We start from the raw sequence: 17,491 nt of genomic DNA, 5'->3' as shown, positions 1-17,491 counted from the left end.
TTAAATATTTAGACGATTATGAATAAATTAGTTACGCTATTAGTGTTTTTAAGCTTTGGTTTTGTACAAGCTCAACAGCTAAATTGTACAGTAACTATCAATACAGAACGTCTGACAAATCCAAATAATCAGGTCTTTAAAACACTTCAGACTGCTTTGTCTGAATTTGTAAATAAAACAGATTGGACGGGATCAGTTTTAAAACAAAATGAGAGAATAAACTGTTCTATGTATATTACTTTGTCATCAAATAGTTCAGATCAGTTTACAGGAACCATTCAGGTTCAATCTTCTAGGTTAATTTTTAATTCTACATATTCTTCTCCTGTTTTAAATTATAACGATAAAGATTTTAACTTTAGATATACAGAATACGAGCCATTGCTGTTTAATCCAAATACTTACGATTCAAATTTGGTTTCTGTAATCTCTTTTTATTGTTATATGATTTTAGGTATGGATGCTGATACTTTTCAAATGGGTGCAGGAAATCCATATCTTCAAACTGCGCAAAATATTGCCAATGTGGCGCAACAAGGCGGATTTAAAGGGTGGAATCAATCAGACGGATTACAAAATCGTTATTATTTGATTAATGATATGATCGCGCCAACTTATAGCGATCTACGTCAAACAACTTATGCTTATCATACAGGATTGGATGCAATGACATTGGATCAAAAAGCTGCAAAAGAAAAAATAAAAAATGCTTTGCTGTTAATAGGAAAACTAAATTCAGTAAAACCAAATGCTTTTATAACTCGAGTTTTCTTTGACGCAAAATCAGATGAAATTGTTTCTATTTTTTCTGGCGGACCAAGTATTTCAATTACAGATTTAACGGATGTTTTGAATAAAGTTTCACCGTTAAACTCTACCAAATGGTCACAGATTAAATACTAATCTCGTTTCTCTTTTGACAATCTTTATATTTATCATTATAACTTTTATTTTTACCAAATCGCCCTATGATTACATCACTGTCAATTAAAAATTATGCTCTTATTGAAAAGCTAGCCATAGATTTTTCTAAAGGTTTTTCTATAATAACAGGTGAGACGGGTGCAGGAAAATCGATTATTTTGGGAGCTATCGGTCTTGTTTTGGGAAAGAGAGCAGATCTTACTTCATTAAAAAATAAAGAAGAAAAATGTGTTATTGAAGCGCAGTTTGAAATCGGAAAATACAATTTAAAAGATTTTTTTGAGGCTAATGATTTAGATTATGAAGATGATACAATCATAAGAAGAGAAATTCTTCCTTCTGGTAAATCTCGTGCTTTTATAAACGATAGTCCTGTAAATCTTCAGGAATTGCAAGATTTAAGTTTGTATTTAATTGATATTCATTCGCAACAGCAAACTCAGGAACTTTCTGATGAGAGCGTTCAGTTTAAGATTATAGATGCTATTGCGAATAATTCAGAAATTATCGCTGAATATCAAAAACTGCTGAAATCTTATAAATCAGATAAATCTAAGTTAAACGCATTGCTTAAAAAACAAAGTGATGCAAGCAAGGAGCAAGAATACCATACATTTTTATTAAATGAATTGGTTGCAGCACAGTTAAAATCTGGAGAACAAGAAGAATTAGAGGCTGACTACGAAAAACTGAATAATGTTGAGATCATTAAAGAATCTCTTGATAAATCTTTAGCCATTGCCAATGAAGAACAATTTGGTGTTTTTCATAATTTGAATGAAATCAAAAATGCATTGCAAAAAGTGGCTCCTTTTTCGCCAGAATATCAAAATCTATTCGAAAGAATTACAAGTTTGACTATTGAGTTTGATGATATTTCTAAAGAATTGGAAAACTGTTCAGAGAAATTATTAAATGATCCTGCACAGTTAGAATTGATAAATCAAAAATTACAGCTGATTTATAATTTGCAGAAAAAACATCAGGTGAGTTCTGTAGATGATCTTCTTCAAATCCAATCAGATTTGGGTAATTCTTTATTGGAATTGGATAATATGGATGAAGAGATTGCTTCTTTGTCTAAAATTATCGAAGAGAAAGCAGCTGAATTAGATAATTATGCATCGAAAATACATAAAAACAGAGTAAATGCAATCCCGAATCTATCAGCGCAATTGGTTGCTATTTTAGAAACATTAGGAATGCCGAATGCTCGTTTTAATATGGAATTGCAACCTTCTGAAACTTATTTCCAAAATGGAAAAGACGAATTGCAATTTTTATTCTCTGCCAATAAAGGAACTGATTTTGGTTTGCTGAAAAAAGTAGCTTCAGGAGGGGAGATGTCTCGTATAATGCTGGCTGTGAAAGCAATTTTGGCTAAATATTCAAAATTGCCGACATTGATTTTTGACGAAATTGACACGGGAGTTTCTGGAGAAATTGCAATTAGAATGGGAGAGATTATGAAAGAAATGAGTGCCACTATGCAAATATTTGCTATTACTCATTTGCCTCAAATTGCAGCAAAAGGAGATTCCCACTTCAAGGTTTCTAAATCGACTATTGGCGATGATACACAGTCTGAGTTAAAGCTTTTAGCTCAAGAAGATCGAATTATAGAGATTGCTCAAATGTTGTCAGGAGCTAATATTTCCGACTCGGCTTTAAATCACGCAAAGGAATTATTGAATTAAAACAGAGAAATGGAAAGTTTGAGTTTTTACGAAAATCAGTTTATAAAAGCAGATTCGTTAATTTCTGAAGGAAATTCGGCAGATGCAAAAGAACTGTTGGAAGAAATTTTATCGCAATATCCTGATTTTGGCAAAGCCCATAATCATCTGGGATGGATTTATTATAACAAGCTAAGTGATTACGAGAGAGGAATCTATCACTATAAATTGGCTATGAAATTTGATCCTAAATATCCTGCTCCATACTTAAATTATACGTATTTGCTGATTGATATTGGCCGTTATGCCGAGGCAAAAGAGCATATTAATTTTACATTGGCTACATTAGAAAATGCTGATAACTCTTCTTATAACAGTGAATTAGGAAGAATGGCGGAATACGAAAACCAATATATTGTGGCTTATGGGTATTATAAAGAAGCTGTGAAAAACGCATTAAACCCAAATTTTATTGACAATATGAAGGCCAATATGAAAAGGGTTAAAGATAAAATGTCTATTTTTGAAAAATTAAAACTGAAATTGAAATAATACAAAAAAAAATAATTGCAAGATGATTATAGAACCTAGAATGAGAGGATTTATTTGTTTGACTGCCCACCCAACTGGAGCTGAACAAAATGTGAAAAATCAAATCGAATACGTAAAATCTAAAGGAGAAATTGCTGGAGCTAAAAAAGTTTTAGTAATTGGTGCTTCAACAGGTTTCGGATTAGCTTCAAGAATTACTAGTGCTTTTGGTTCTGGTGCATCAACAATTGGAGTGTTTTTCGAAAAACCGCCAGTTGAAGGAAAAACTGCTTCTCCAGGATGGTATAATTCTGCAGCATTTGAAAAAGAGGCTCATAAAGCAGGTTTATATGCAAAAAGTATTAATGGAGATGCCTTCTCAAACGAAATTAAGAGAGAAACTCTCGATTTAATTAAAGCAGATTTAGGTCAGGTAGATCTTGTGATTTATAGTTTAGCTTCTCCAGTGCGTACAAATCCAAATACAGGCGTTACGCACCGTTCAGTTTTAAAACCAATTGGGCAGACGTTTACAAACAAAACAGTTGATTTCCACACAGGAAAAGTTTCAGATGTTTCTATTGCTCCTGCAAATGAGGAAGATATTGAAAATACAGTTGCTGTTATGGGTGGAGAAGACTGGGCAATGTGGATTGAAGCTTTAAAAGCTGAAAATTTATTAGCTGAAGGAGCTACAACAGTTGCTTATTCTTATATTGGGCCAGCATTGACTGAAGCGGTTTACCGTAAAGGAACAATTGGTCGTGCTAAAGATCATTTAGAGGCTACTGCATTTACTATCGGTGATTCTTTAAAATCTATTGGAGGAAAAGCGTATGTTTCTGTAAATAAAGCTTTGGTTACACAAGCAAGTTCTGCAATTCCAGTAATTCCGTTATATATTTCTCTTTTATACAAAATCATGAAAGAAGAAGGAATTCACGAAGGTTGTATCGAGCAAATTCAGCGTTTATTCCAAGATAGATTATACACTGGTTCTGAAGTTCCTGTTGATGAAAAAGGAAGAATCAGAATTGATGATTGGGAAATGCGTGAAGATGTTCAGGAAAAAGTGGCTAAACTTTGGTTAGAAGCAACAACTGAAACATTGCCAGAAATTGGTGATTTAGCAGGATACAGAAATGATTTCTTAAACTTATTCGGATTTGAAGTTCCTGGTGTTGATTATAACGCAGATACTAACGAAGTTGTTGAGATAGAAAGCATCAAATAATACTAATTTACTTAGTAAAACGAAAAACCATCAGCCAAAAGTTGATGGTTTTTTTATGAATATACCATATCTTTGTTAAAATTTTACAACACTAAAAATATACCCTTTAATAACGCGCATTCTGCTATGATTTTTTCTTTAATTATACCCGTGTATAATCGTCCAGATGAAGTTGATGAGCTTTTGGAAAGTCTCTCAAAATCTGATTATAATGAAGCTTTTGAAATTGTTCTCGTCGAAGATGGATCTTCAATTCCATGTCGAGATGTGGTGATGAATTATCAAGGAAAATTAAATATATCATATTATTTTAAAGAAAACTCAGGTCCGGGAGATTCTAGAAATTTTGGAATGCAGAGAGCCAGAGGAGATTATTTCATCATTTTTGATTCGGATTGTATTATTCCCTCTCAATATTTGACAGAAGTTCGCAAAGAATTAGATGCAAATTATGTGGACTGTTTTGGCGGACCAGATAAAGCACTAGACAGTTTTTCAGACATTCAAAAAGCAATCAATTTTGCTATGACTTCTTTTTTGACAACAGGCGGAATTAGAGGCGGTTCTGAGAAAATCAATAAATTTCAGCCACGCAGTTTTAATATGGGTATTTCTAAAAAAGCTTTTGAGGCTTCGAAAGGTTTTGGAAACATACATCCTGGAGAAGATCCAGATTTATCAATTCGTTTATGGAATTTAGGTTTCGAGACAAGACTTTTTAAAGAAGCTTATGTGTATCATAAAAGAAGAATTGATTGGGAGAAGTTCTCTATTCAAGTAAATAAGTTTGGTATTGCAAGGCCAATTTTAAATAGTTGGTATCCAGAACATAATAAGCTTACTTTTTTCTTTCCAACATTTTTTATACTCGGATTATTATTAGCTTTTTTATTGTTAATTTTTAATATCGATATTTTATTACAATTATATTTCGTATATTTCGTTATAATTTTTCTTACAGCCAGTGTGCAAAACAAAAGCATCAAAATTGGATACTTGTCTGTAATAGCTGTTTGGAAACAGTTTTATGGTTACGGAACAGGATTTTTGAAATCATATGTGAAAGTTATTTTGTTAAAGAAAAAGCCACAAGAAGCTTTTCCGCGTATGTTTTTTAAATTATAAGAATGACAAAAGTTATTGGTCTTACAGGAGGAATTGGCAGCGGTAAAACAACTGTTGCAAACTATTTTGAAGAAATGGGCGTTCCTGTTTATATCGCCGATGACGGTGCTAAAAGAGTAATGCAGTCAAAAAATATTCTCGATGAAGTAAAATCTGCTTTTGGTGGCAATATTTTTGATGGTGATATTTTGAATCGTGCCAAATTAGCACAGATAGTTTTTAATGATAAGGAACAATTGGCAAAATTGAATGCCATTGTGCATCCAGCAGTGAAACTTGATTTTGAAGCTTGGCTAGAAAAATATAAAAATTATGATTATGTGATTTATGAAGCCGCAATTTTATTTGAAAGTGGCCGATATAAAGAATGCGACGTAATTATAACCGTTACAGCTCCAGAAGAAGTGAGAATTGAACGAGTGATAAAACGAGATAATACGACCCGCGAACAAGTTTTAAGCAGAATGAAAATGCAGTGGGATGATGAAAAACGAATTTCTAAGAGCAATTTCGTGATTAATAACAATAATCTTAAAAATGCTAAAGAAGAAGTTGTTAAAATTCTTAAAATTTTAAATATAAAACAAAAACAGTCTTAAATGTTAATATTTGGTTAATGTATTATTTAGTATATTGTTAAAATATTAATTTTGTTTCGATGAATAAATTATTTTTTAGAATACTTGTTTTATTGATGAGTCTGTCCTTGATAGGGATAATTCTGGTTCAAGTATTTTGGTTCAATTCTTCGTTCAAAAATAATGAAGAGCAATTTAAATACCACGTTACTCAAGTAATTGGAAATGTTGCAGATAAGCTGGAACAACAAGAAGAGTACAGTTTCTACGACAAATACAACCGTATTAAAGACAGTACGGGTAAAATTCCAAAAAAAGAAGATTTACTAGAAGTACTTTATGTACAGAGAAACACAAAAACAAATAAAACAATTGTTTATTCTAATACCTTGACATCTGAGGATTATGATATCAATGGTTCGGTATTTAACAAAAAATTCAGCAGTGAACGTTTTAAAAATTTTAGTTCAAAAAGAGTAACTGAAGTTTATAATAACAATAACGGAATTGATAATAATAGTTTAGGACAGAGTATTATTCCTGATCTGAAAATTGAAAAATCAGGAAGCTTAGACATATTAAATAAAGTTCAGCAACAGATTCAATATAAAGATATTGCTTCTTTGACTCCAATTGAAGGGAGAATCACAAAAGATAAGCTTTTTAAATTATTGAAGAAAGAGCTCGAAGAATATGGTGTAAAAACCAAGTTTGAATTCGGAATATACAGTAGCGGTAATCCAACAAAGATAAAATCTGACGGATTTCATTATGATAAAGAAGCTACATACAATATTCCAATTTATACAGATAATGAAGGAAACAGCAGATATGAACTTTCGGTTACGTTTCCTCATAAAAAGAAGTTCTTATTATCCGAATTGTTAAGTATTACTATTTTATCGATAGTTTTTACTTTAATCATAATTGTGGCCTACACGAGTGCATTAAATCAGCTATTGCGCCAGAAACATATTTCTGAAATTAAAACAGATTTTATTAATAACATGACGCATGAGTTTAAAACTCCAATCGCTACAATAAATTTAGCACTAGATGCGATAAGAAGTCCTAAGGTTATTGAAGATAAAGAAAAGGTTTATCGATATCTTCAAATGATTCGAGATGAAAATAAAAGAATGCACGCTCAAGTCGAAAATGTATTGCGTATTTCTAAACTAGAAAAGAGGGAGCTTGACATTACAAAAGAGCCTACTGTAGTTACAGATATTATTGACGATGCAATCGAGCATGTTAATTTAATTTTAGAAGACAGACAAGGAACTGTAGAAAAGCATTATAATGCAGCCAGAACAACAGTTTTGATAAATGAAGTTCATTTTACAAACGTATTGGTTAATATTTTAGAAAATGCAATCAAATATTCTCCAGATGCGCCTAAGATTGAAATTTTTACAGAAAATGTGAAGGACATGATTCTGATAAAAGTAAAAGATCATGGTTTGGGAATGAGTAAGATAGCTCAGAAACGAGTTTTTGAGAAGTTTTATAGAGAGCATACCGGTGACCTTCATAATGTAAAAGGTCATGGTTTAGGATTGGCATATGTAAAAAGAATAGTGGAGGATCACAATGGTCAAGTATATGTAGAAAGCGAAAAAGGAAAAGGTAGCACCTTTATAATAAAAATACCATTAATAAATTAAAATATGGAAAATACTAACAAAAGAATACTTTTAGTAGAAGATGACCTAAATTTTGGGGCGGTTCTTAAAGATTATCTAATGTTAAATGACTTTGAAGTTACTTTAGCTAAAAACGGTATGGAAGGTTTCGAGAAATTCAAGAAGGACGTATATGATTTATGTATTCTTGATGTAATGATGCCTTATAAAGATGGTTACACTTTAGCCAAAGAAATTAGAGAGAAGAACAGTGAGGTGCCAATTATATTCTTGACAGCAAAATCTATGAAAGAGGATGTCTTAAAAGGATACAAAGCTGGGGCTGACGACTATTTAAATAAACCTTTTGATTCTGAAGTTCTTTTAATGAAAATTAAAGCAATCATTCAAAGAAAATCAGCTGATACAAAAGCAGAGCAAGTACAATTTGAATTTAATATTGGTAAATTCCATTTAAATTCAAAATTGAGATTCCTTACTTTCCAAGATGAGGAACCAATTAAATTATCTCCAAAAGAAAACGAATTGCTTAAAATGTTAATTCTTCATGAAAATGACTTAATGCCTAGAGAATTAGCTTTAACTAAAATCTGGAGAGATGATAACTACTTTACTTCAAGAAGTATGGACGTTTACATCGCTAAATTGAGAAAATACTTAAAAGCAGATGAAGATGTTGAAATCTTAAACATTCACGGAGAAGGTTTCAGATTAGTAGTAAAAAGCAAAGTTTCTGAATAATTAAAGTTCATTTATATAAAATATAAGCTCTGAGAAATCAGAGCTTTTTTATTGCTCCAAAATGAAATGTTTTTATTAATCTAATTGTTTGATTGTTAAAGTTATATGCTGGTTTTGCTTGTTGTGTTATTTCTGGTTTTAAAATTATTTAAAGAATTTTCTTTAAAATAAATTTGGAAATTCAAAAAACAATTCTGAATATTTGCACACGAAAAAAATAATAACCCTTTAAAACGAAGAAAAAATGTTTGTACTTACATCGACATCACAAAGCTTCACACCAAACGAATTTGGTGCAGCGATTCTTCGTGGCTTATTTCAATCTTAGAAATATACATTTTTAGATATATAAAAAAGCCCGAAGACAATAAGTTTCGGGCTTTTTTTTATTCTAGACACTTCAAAATTTTCCCGAAAAAACATTTAGTATTTATCCAAAAGATAAATGATTCCGCATGTTTATTTCATTTTGATTTCTTCCAGATTTCAATCTGATTTATTCTGCACAATAACATAATTAAACAATTTATGGGAAATAAATTATCTGGAAAAGACCTGATTAAATTAGGTTTTCCAAAAAACAATTCAATAAACATCGCCTTAGGGCAGATAAACAGATATAGAAAAAGAGAAAAAAAAGAATCTATTCTAACAGAAGCAAAAGATGTTTTGCTAAATCCTGAAAAGTACGAAGGGAACGGAACTTGGGGAAAAGTAGCTGAAGGGCTAATTAAACCTGTCCAAGTAAGGATGCATCAGCTTAAAAACACCAGAGCTCCTTTTAAAATTTTTGGTGAAAATGAAATTGATGAACAGGCAAAATTTCAATTGTACGATTCATTGAAACTGCCAATTTCTGTTGCAGGAGCATTAATGCCAGATGCGCATTCGGGTTACGGATTGCCAATTGGTGGCGTATTAGCGACTGATAATGCCGTGATTCCATACGGAGTTGGAGTTGATATTGGCTGTCGAATGAGCCTTTCAATTTTTGATTTGCCCGGTTCTTATTTTAAAGGAAAAGAACATCAATTGGAAGCCATTTTAAAAGACAATACAAAGTTTGGAATGTATGAAACGCATGCTTCGCGTGTAGATCATGAGGTGTTTTACAATAGTGGATTTCAAGATATTCCATTATTGAAGAATCTTCTTCCAAAAGCCTATAAACAATTAGGAACATCAGGAGGAGGAAACCATTTTGTAGAATTTGGAATCGCCAAAATTGAAAATCCTGAAAATGGATGGAAATTGGAAAAAGGCGAATATTTTGCTGTTCTTTCGCATAGCGGTTCTCGCGGATTGGGCGCTAACATTGCGAAACATTATACGTATTTAGCAACAAAACAATGTCCGTTGCCAAAAAACGTACAGCATTTGGCTTGGCTGGATCTGAATACGCACGATGGTCAGGAATATTGGCTTGCGATGAATTTGGCCGGAGAATATGCAAAAGCCTGTCATGATGATATTCACAGAAGAATTGCAAAAGCAATTGGAAAAAGAGTAGTGGTGACAATTGAAAACCATCACAATTTTGCCTGGAAAGAAGTCGTGAATGGTCAAGAATGTATTGTGCATAGAAAAGGAGCAACTCCTGCTGGTGAAGGGCAATTGGGAATTATTCCGGGTTCGATGACTGCCCCAGGTTTTATTGTAAAAGGAAAAGGAAATGCAGAGAGTCTGAACTCGGCTTCTCATGGTGCAGGACGTTTGTTTTCGAGAGCAAAATGTAAAAGCACTTTTACACAAAGTCAGATCAATAAAGAGTTGAAGAAACACGAAGTGACTTTAATCGGTGGGAATATTGACGAAGCTCCAATGGCATACAAAGACATCACGAAAGTAATGACGAATCAAACTGATCTAGTTGAAGTTTTGGGGACTTTTACGCCGAAAATTGTTAGAATGGATCGTTAAGGAGAAATTTAAAATGGAAAGAATTATTCAGATAACGGCGGGTCGCGGACCTGCAGAATGCACTTGGGTAGTTGCCCAAGTGCTTAAAAAAGTTTTGGAAGAAGCGCAGGATCAGAATTTAGATGTGGTTTTACTTCAGAGAGAGAAAGGAGAAGAAAATGGAACTATTGAAACTGCCTCAATTTCTGTAAAAGGAAAAAATGCCGATGAGTTTGTGAAATCTTGGGTTGGAACAATTCAATGGATTGGTCAGAGTCAGTTTAGGAAAATGCATAAAAGAAAAAACTGGTTTATTGGAATTTTTGAAATTGAACCACAGAAGAATGCTTCAGTTTCAGAAAATGATATTCAATATCAAGCCATGCGAAGTTCTGGGGCAGGAGGACAGCATGTGAATAAAGTGAGTTCGGCAATTCGTGCAACTCATATTCCGACTGGAATTGCTGTTGTAGCAATGGACAGCCGTTCGCAGCACCAAAACAAAAAACTGGCAACAGAAAGATTAATAAAAAAACTAGAAGACGAGAAATTAGTTCAGCTTAAAAATCATGTTGGAAAACAATGGGAAAATCAGCTCAATGTAGAGCGTGGAAATCCCGTGAGAGTTTTTACAGGAAGTGATTTTAAAAAGAACAAAGTAGAGAAAAGCTACAAAGGAACTCGTCAGAAATTAAAAAACGATTTACGAAATGAAAACAACTGATAAATACCTTTTTCAGGCCTTGGATAATTATCCGTTTTGGTTGGAAGGAACAATTGAGTCTTTAGATTATGCTTTTTCTTATGATGACAAAAATACAATGGTTTTGTGTTTGTACGGAAGAATTCAGGCGGAGCAGTTAATGAATTATGAAGAAGCGAAATCTTATTTTCAGCAAGCTTTAGCGATTAACATTCATGCTCTTGAAGTATATCCGTATTATCTGAAAACGTTGATTTTAAATGAGGATTACGAAGAAGCACAAAAATTAATTGATTTTGCTTTAACTGTTAAAGGAATCAATAAATCAGAGATTTATATTAATAAAGCCATTCTGTTAGAAGTGCAGTATAAATTCAAAGACGCTTTAAAAGAAATTAAGCAAGCAAAATTATATTCTATTCAAAATGACTATGATTCAGGAATTAGCGAAGTTGAGAAAAGAATTAAAGGTAAAATAGATTTATTAAAAAAGAAGGAAGAGAAGAAAACTAAGAAGGGTTCTAAAAAGAAATCGAAATGATTTTTAAGAAAAAAGCGATGCAATTTGCATCGCTTTTTTTGTTTGTCAAGTTAAATACACAAAGTTTGTCATTTCTCCTTCGTCGAAATGACAATATTGTGGATAGTATTGTGAGATTAAAGAAAAGTTATTTCCAATGCAATTCCAAAGCAAAACACGTTTTTTCACCTTTTGTAATGCTGAAAGTTGCGGTTGTATGATCATCATCTTCACTTTCGTGAATTACTATATTATCCTGAAGCGAAAGCTCTTTCATGAAATTCATTTCAAAGCTTTTAACTTCTTGTTTCATGATCCGTTTTGGATCAACATGATCAAGGCACCATTCCAAGTATTTTACGTTATTTACGTGATTTACAATATCTAAATCTGATAAATAGACTGTTTTTTCGAAAACGGCTTCTTTTTCGTGATTGATATTGATTTTTGAAAATCCTTCTTCTGTTGCTCTTTTTTCTGGAAATAATTCGAAATGTTCAAAAGGCAACGCTAAAGCTTCTGGACGACGTGCTTTGGTATTGAAAACGACCCAATAGGTTTCACTTCCTACGATTTTTTTTCCGTTTACATACATTTCCAAGGCACGGACAGAACGTGAATTTTCTAAACTGTTAATCCATGTTTTTACGGTTACAACATCTTGCCATTTTGGTAATGCTGTAATTTCAACGCGCATTCGGCTTAAAACCCATGCTTGATCAAATTCCTGCATATCAGAAAAACTGATTCCGCCAACTTCAGAATGTGCTGCAGCGGTTAATTGTAAAAGATTACACAAATCTGTATATTTTAAGTAGCCGTTTGGCGTACATTGCGTGAAATTGATTTCCCAGTCCTTGCTTAAAACTGATGTAAAATTGGGAGATATTGGCATTTTTTATTTTTTTTAGGAAATAGAGTAAAGAGGATAGATAAAAGACGTTCTTACTTTGTAAGATTTTCTATGTAATGTATGATTTCTTTTCTATTTGTTGCGTAATCAAACCATTTGGTGTTTTTGTTTTCGTTTCGTTTGAACCACGTTAATTGCCTTTTAGAAAATCTTCTGGTGTTCTTTTTGATTTCTTCTATTGCAAAAGGCAAAGTGAATTCTCCTTCAAAATAACTAAATAATTCTCTATAACCGACCGTTTGAAGTGCATTTAACGCTTTATTAGGATAAAGTGTTTTGGCTTCTTTTAGCAGTCCTTCGTTCATCATGATGTCAACACGCTGGTTGATTCTGCTGTAAATGATTTCTCTGTCGGCGTCTAAGCCAATTAAAATAGGAGTGAAGTCTCTATTGTTTTTCTTTTGATTTAAAAAGGAAGAATATGGTTTTTGAGCTCCGATACAAACTTCTACAAAACGCATCATTCGTTGCGGGTTTTGTAAAGTCTGTGGATTTTCAGCTGCTATCTTTTGAAAATATTCAGGATCTAAATTTTTCAGTTGTTCTTGAAGATATTCAATTCCAAGTTTTTCATAGTTTGAATTTACTTCAGCACGAACTTTTGGATCAATTTCGGGAAATTCGTCGAAACCTTTTAAAATGGCATCAACATATAATCCTGAACCGCCAATGAGAATTACGAAATCATTGGTTTGAAATAATTCTTCGATTTTGGCTAAAGCTTCTTTTTCATAATCGCCAACGGTATAATTTTCAAAAATAGATTTGTTTTGAATAAAATGATGTTTGGCTGAATTCAATTCTTCCTGGCTTGGAACTGCGGTTCCTATTGTCATTTCTTTGAAAAACTGACGGCTGTCACAAGAAACGATTTCGCATTTAAAATGTTGTGCCAAAGCAATACTCAAGGCTGTTTTGCCTATGGCTGTTGGTCCGACAATGGTAATTAGGTATTTCATATTTTTTAGCCCAGATGGAAATGGAAACCCCGGACTTATATTTGTTGAATTTTTTTGGTATAAAAGAGCGACCAGCAGAAGCTCCTTTTATGCCTTAAAAAATTACAAATATAAGGAGGAGTTGGAATGTACAGCTGGATTAGCTTCTAAAATTAATTATTTGGCAGTTCGGTTCCGCATTCATAACAATATTTAGCGTTGTCAAAATGGACTTGGGACTGGCATTTCTTGCATGTTTTTTTACCGCTTACTGAATTGTTTTTTAGACTGCTTTTGGCAAATTCGGCAGTTACGATTCCAGTTGGGACAGCAATGATGCCATAACCTAAAATCATTACAAGTGCCGCAATAAACTGTCCTAGTGGAGTTTGTGGCGAAATGTCTCCGTAGCCTACTGTTGTTAAGGTTACAATTGTCCAGTAAATTGCCATTGGAATGCTGGTAAATCCTGATTCTTTGCCTTCTACTAAATACATAATAGTCCCAATGATTACGGTACTAACGAGAACAAAATAAATAAAAACCAGAATTTTTTCTTTACTGGCTTCTATGGCTTCTTTTAATTGCAGTGATTGATGGTTGATTTGCGGAATATGCAAAATTTTGAATAATCGAAGGAAACGTAAGGCCCTTACGATCGATAAAATGCTTGCGCCAGGGAAAAAGATGGACAAATACATGGGTAATACGGCGAGTAAATCGATAATTCCGTAAAAGCTAAAAATGTATTTGACTGGTTTTTGAATGGAGATAATTCTTAGTATATATTCAATGCTGAAAAATACTGTAATTACCCATTCGCAGATCAATAATTGTTCATGATATTTTGAGCTTACGCCTTCAACAGTATCCAACATTATAAGAAGAACGCTCAATAAGATTAAACCCAGCAACACTAAATCGAACATTCGTCCTAGAATGGTGTTGGTGCCATATAGGACGATTTTGACTTTTTCTCTAAAGATTTCGTATTGTGATTTTTTGTTTTTCATATCCTTAAAGATAATGAAAAGTTTCGTTTTGTTAAAAATGAAGTATTTTTAATGATTTGCTTTTGCGGATATAACTCTGAATGATGTTCTTTACGTCGCGATTGTGCTGCATCGGAACCAGAATATTTTTTAAGATATCGATATTCGTGATTTGATAATTTAGATCATAATAGGCGTAACCTTTGTAAATCCCGTTTTCGATCAGGATTGCGCTTCGTTCGTTTATATTTCTTCCTCTGTCTATCAATACCATGCTTTTGTTTTCGAAACTGTTTTCTGAGATAAATTGCTGCACTCGTAAATTATAAATTTCGGAAGTGACTTCACCAATGCATGCGCCGTCACATTCTTTGATTTTATATTGAAAACATTCTTTTTTGGTTTGGTATAAACCTGTTAATTTTTGGCACAAATGATATTTTGCCGTAATCTTAAAAAGTGCATTTTTGCCTTCTTGCAAAGAAACATAAGAAGTGATCTCTTTTTTACGTCCGTCTGCTTTTTCCAGTATTAAATTGATGTAACCGTTTGAATCTATTTCTGAATATAAAGCGACAGGAAATACTGTTTTTTTCTGCGAACGATTGTATCGCGGACGATTTACTTTAACTTCTTGACTTTCTTTTAAAAGTGCGATTAATTCGCTTCCAGTTTCGTCGTAAGTAATAGTAAAAACTTCCGCCTGAATCCTTTTGCTTTTGGTTGTAACTCCCGTAAAATGCTGATTGACTCTTTTTTTTATATTTTGGCTTTTGCCAATGTAAATTAATGTCCCATCTTCTTTGTAGATATAATAAACGCCTGTTTTAGCCGGCATTTGATTTAAAATGTCTAAGAATTTTGGAGAAATTCCTTTTTCTACTTCGAGTTTTATAAAGTCCTTTACGATGGTTTTCTCAACATCTTTTTCCAAAAGCATTTTGAAAAGCTTAGTCGTAGCCATAGCGTCTCCACTCGCGCGATGTCTGTCGGCCATTGGAATTCCGAGTGAACGAACTAGTTTTCCTAAACTATATGAAGGCTGTTCTGGAATTAGTTTTTTGGCTAATTCTACTGTACAAAGTGTTTTGGCTTCAAAATCGTAGCCTAAACGACGGAATTCTGTGCGAAGGATTCTATAATCGAAAGAAGCATTATGTGCTACAATAACACAATCTTGAGTGATTTCTATAATTCGTTTCGCAACTTCGTAGAATTTTGGAGCAGAACGCAACATCGCATTGTTAATTCCAGTCAGTTTTACTACGAAAGGCTGAATCGGAATTTCAGGATTGACAAGGCTAATGAATTGATCAACTACTTCATGCCCATCAAATTTGTAGATAGCGATTTCGGTAATTCCCTCTTCATTAAACTGTCCCCCAGTGGTTTCTATGTCAAGTATTGCGTACAAATTAAGTGCTCAGTGTTCAGATTTTAGTATTCAGTTTGTAGAGAAGCACCGAAGTGCGTCTTTACGGCAGTTATTAACGACCGCCAAAAATGCTGCTTCCAATGCGAACCATTGTACTTCCGCATTCTATTGCCAATTGATAATCTCCAGACATTCCCATTGAAATAATTGTAAAATCTTTAATGTCTTGTGATTTTTGGATTGAATCAAAAATAGATTTTAAATGGGTGAATTCTTTTTTAATTTGGTTTTGGTCTTCGGTAAAAGTGGCCATTCCCATTAAACCTAAGATACGAATATTTTTTAACTCTTTAAACTCCGCAGAAGTTAAAAGTTCATTTAGTTCATTTTCGTCCAAACCAAATTTAGATTCTTCTTCGGCAATATAAATTTGAAGAAGGCAATCTATTGTTCTGTTGTTTTTTAAAGCTTGTTTATTGATTTCTTGCAATAATTTCAAACTGTCAACGCCATGAATTAAAGTGACATAAGGCGCCATAAATTTGACTTTATTGGACTGAACGTGACCAATCATATGCCATTGGATATCTTTTGGCATTTGTTCCCATTTTTCAGTCATTTCCTGAATTTTGTTTTCTCCAAAGATGCGTTGCCCAGCTTCATAAGCCTGCATCAAATCGGATACAGGTTTGGTTTTTGAAACGGCAACTAGAGTTACATGTTCAGGTAAAGTTGCTTTAATTGTATTTAAATTCGATTGAATCGACATGGTATTTCTTTTTATAAAAACTGCTTAGAGATTTTCTCTGCTTTTTTGCTTTCGCTATAATCGTAAAAACCTTCGCCAGATTTTACTCCCAGTTTTCCAGCTCTCACCATATTTACTAAAAGTGGGCAAGGAGCATATTTAGGATTTTTGAATCCGTCATACATTACATGTAAGATTGCTAAACAAACGTCAAGTCCAATAAAATCAGCTAATTGCAATGGTCCCATTGGGTGTCCCATTCCTAATTTCATTACCGTATCGATTTCGTAAACTCCAGCAACTCCATTATATAACGTTTCAATTGCCTCATTTAGCATTGGCATTAAAATTCTGTTTGCCACAAAACCTGGATAATCATTTACTTCTACAGGAACTTTTCCTAATTTTTCAGATAAATCCATGATGATTTTAGTTACTTCATCGCTTGTATTGTATCCGCGAATGATTTCAACTAATTTCATAATCGGTACCGGATTCATAAAATGCATTCCGATTACGCGTTCTGGATGTGCTACAACAGCTCCAATTTGTGTAATTGAGATTGAAGATGTATTAGTTGCTAAAATTGTATTATGCGAGCAATATTCATTTAATTGTTTGAAGATGTTCAGTTTTAATTCAACGTTTTCAGTTGCGGCCTCAACTACTAAATCAACGCCAACAACTCCGTCTTTTAAATCTGTATAAGTAATAATATTGGTAATGGTTTTTGCAACATCTTCCTGAGTGATTGTTCCTTTAGACAGCATACGGTCTAAGTTGGCAGCAATAGTTGCCATTCCTTTATCTAATGATTTTTCAGAAACATCGATTAATTTTACGGTAAATCCGCTTTGTGCAAAAGTATGAGCAATTCCGTTACCCATTGTTCCTGCTCCAATTACAGCTATTGTTTTCATTTTATGCTAGATATTTTTTTTATGATTT

17 protein-coding genes are annotated in these 17,491 nt (G+C 33.1%); 11 read left to right on the top strand and 6 right to left on the bottom strand.

Annotated features, from left to right (window positions below; genetic code table 11):
* Positions 1-18 precede the first annotated feature (18 nt).
* The 11 genes from porD to BLP44_RS10960 all read left to right on the top strand — a co-directional run bounded on the left by porD (position 19) and on the right by BLP44_RS10960 (position 11,598).
* Positions 19-903 carry a type IX secretion system protein PorD gene (gene porD, locus BLP44_RS11010; RefSeq protein WP_091132807.1) on the top strand — a complete coding sequence of 295 codons (885 nt, stop codon included), beginning with the start codon at positions 19-21 and terminating at the stop codon, positions 901-903.
* A 65-nt stretch (positions 904-968) separates the two neighbouring features.
* Positions 969-2,621 (top strand): DNA repair protein RecN, encoded by a 1,653-nt coding sequence (recN, locus tag BLP44_RS11005; RefSeq protein WP_091132802.1) that lies wholly within the window; start codon positions 969-971, stop codon positions 2,619-2,621.
* A gap of 9 nt (positions 2,622-2,630) precedes the next feature.
* On the top strand, positions 2,631-3,152 hold the full coding sequence (locus BLP44_RS11000; RefSeq protein ID WP_008463071.1) for a tetratricopeptide repeat protein: 522 nt from the start codon (positions 2,631-2,633) through the stop codon (positions 3,150-3,152).
* Positions 3,153-3,174: 22 nt separating this feature from the next.
* Positions 3,175-4,365: an enoyl-ACP reductase FabV gene (gene fabV / locus BLP44_RS10995; protein WP_066035017.1), complete on the top strand. Its 1,191-nt coding sequence runs from the start codon at positions 3,175-3,177 to the stop codon at positions 4,363-4,365.
* Positions 4,366-4,491: 126 nt separating this feature from the next.
* Positions 4,492-5,490, top strand: a complete 999-nt coding sequence (locus BLP44_RS10990) for a glycosyltransferase family 2 protein (protein WP_066035016.1) — start codon at positions 4,492-4,494, stop codon at positions 5,488-5,490.
* A gap of 2 nt (positions 5,491-5,492) precedes the next feature.
* Positions 5,493-6,089: a dephospho-CoA kinase gene (gene coaE / locus BLP44_RS10985; RefSeq protein ID WP_091132799.1), complete on the top strand. Its 597-nt coding sequence runs from the start codon at positions 5,493-5,495 to the stop codon at positions 6,087-6,089.
* A gap of 59 nt (positions 6,090-6,148) precedes the next feature.
* The gene (locus tag BLP44_RS10980; protein ID WP_008463079.1) at positions 6,149-7,735 is read left to right on the top strand and encodes a sensor histidine kinase; all 1,587 of its coding nucleotides are present in this window, start codon (positions 6,149-6,151) and stop codon (positions 7,733-7,735) included.
* A gap of 3 nt (positions 7,736-7,738) precedes the next feature.
* Positions 7,739-8,455: a response regulator transcription factor gene (locus tag BLP44_RS10975; protein WP_008463080.1), complete on the top strand. Its 717-nt coding sequence runs from the start codon at positions 7,739-7,741 to the stop codon at positions 8,453-8,455.
* 528 nt (positions 8,456-8,983) lie between these two features.
* Positions 8,984-10,375 (top strand): RtcB family protein, encoded by a 1,392-nt coding sequence (locus BLP44_RS10970; RefSeq protein WP_091132795.1) that lies wholly within the window; start codon positions 8,984-8,986, stop codon positions 10,373-10,375.
* A gap of 13 nt (positions 10,376-10,388) precedes the next feature.
* On the top strand, positions 10,389-11,078 hold the full coding sequence (gene prfH, locus BLP44_RS10965) for a peptide chain release factor H (protein WP_091132792.1): 690 nt from the start codon (positions 10,389-10,391) through the stop codon (positions 11,076-11,078).
* On the top strand, positions 11,065-11,598 hold the full coding sequence (locus BLP44_RS10960) for a hypothetical protein (RefSeq protein WP_091132788.1): 534 nt from the start codon (positions 11,065-11,067) through the stop codon (positions 11,596-11,598). The genes prfH and BLP44_RS10960 overlap by 14 nt, the downstream gene beginning before the upstream one ends.
* Before the next feature lie 127 nt (positions 11,599-11,725).
* Here BLP44_RS10960 and BLP44_RS10955 read toward each other — a convergent pair whose 3' ends face one another.
* From BLP44_RS10955 to BLP44_RS10930, 6 genes are all read right to left on the bottom strand, one after another.
* The gene (locus BLP44_RS10955) at positions 11,726-12,472 is read right to left on the bottom strand and encodes an acyl-[acyl-carrier-protein] thioesterase (protein ID WP_091132785.1); all 747 of its coding nucleotides are present in this window, start codon (positions 12,470-12,472) and stop codon (positions 11,726-11,728) included.
* 50 nt (positions 12,473-12,522) lie between these two features.
* On the bottom strand, positions 12,523-13,449 hold the full coding sequence (miaA, locus tag BLP44_RS10950) for a tRNA (adenosine(37)-N6)-dimethylallyltransferase MiaA (RefSeq protein ID WP_091132783.1): 927 nt from the start codon (positions 13,447-13,449) through the stop codon (positions 12,523-12,525).
* A 152-nt stretch (positions 13,450-13,601) separates the two neighbouring features.
* On the bottom strand, positions 13,602-14,441 hold the full coding sequence (locus tag BLP44_RS10945) for an ion transporter (RefSeq protein WP_008463086.1): 840 nt from the start codon (positions 14,439-14,441) through the stop codon (positions 13,602-13,604).
* A gap of 31 nt (positions 14,442-14,472) precedes the next feature.
* Positions 14,473-15,834, bottom strand: a complete 1,362-nt coding sequence (locus BLP44_RS10940; RefSeq protein ID WP_091132781.1) for an exonuclease domain-containing protein — start codon at positions 15,832-15,834, stop codon at positions 14,473-14,475.
* 73 nt (positions 15,835-15,907) lie between these two features.
* The gene (locus BLP44_RS10935) at positions 15,908-16,564 is read right to left on the bottom strand and encodes a YggS family pyridoxal phosphate-dependent enzyme (RefSeq protein ID WP_066035009.1); all 657 of its coding nucleotides are present in this window, start codon (positions 16,562-16,564) and stop codon (positions 15,908-15,910) included.
* A gap of 11 nt (positions 16,565-16,575) precedes the next feature.
* Entirely contained in the window at positions 16,576-17,463 is an 888-nt protein-coding gene (locus tag BLP44_RS10930; protein ID WP_091132777.1) for a 3-hydroxyacyl-CoA dehydrogenase family protein, read from the bottom strand.
* Positions 17,464-17,491 lie beyond the last annotated feature (28 nt).

Source organism: Flavobacterium anhuiense (assembly GCF_900101855.1).
Lineage (GTDB): Bacteria > Bacteroidota > Bacteroidia > Flavobacteriales > Flavobacteriaceae > Flavobacterium > Flavobacterium anhuiense.
This window is presented reverse-complemented; position numbering and strand designations above follow the sequence as displayed.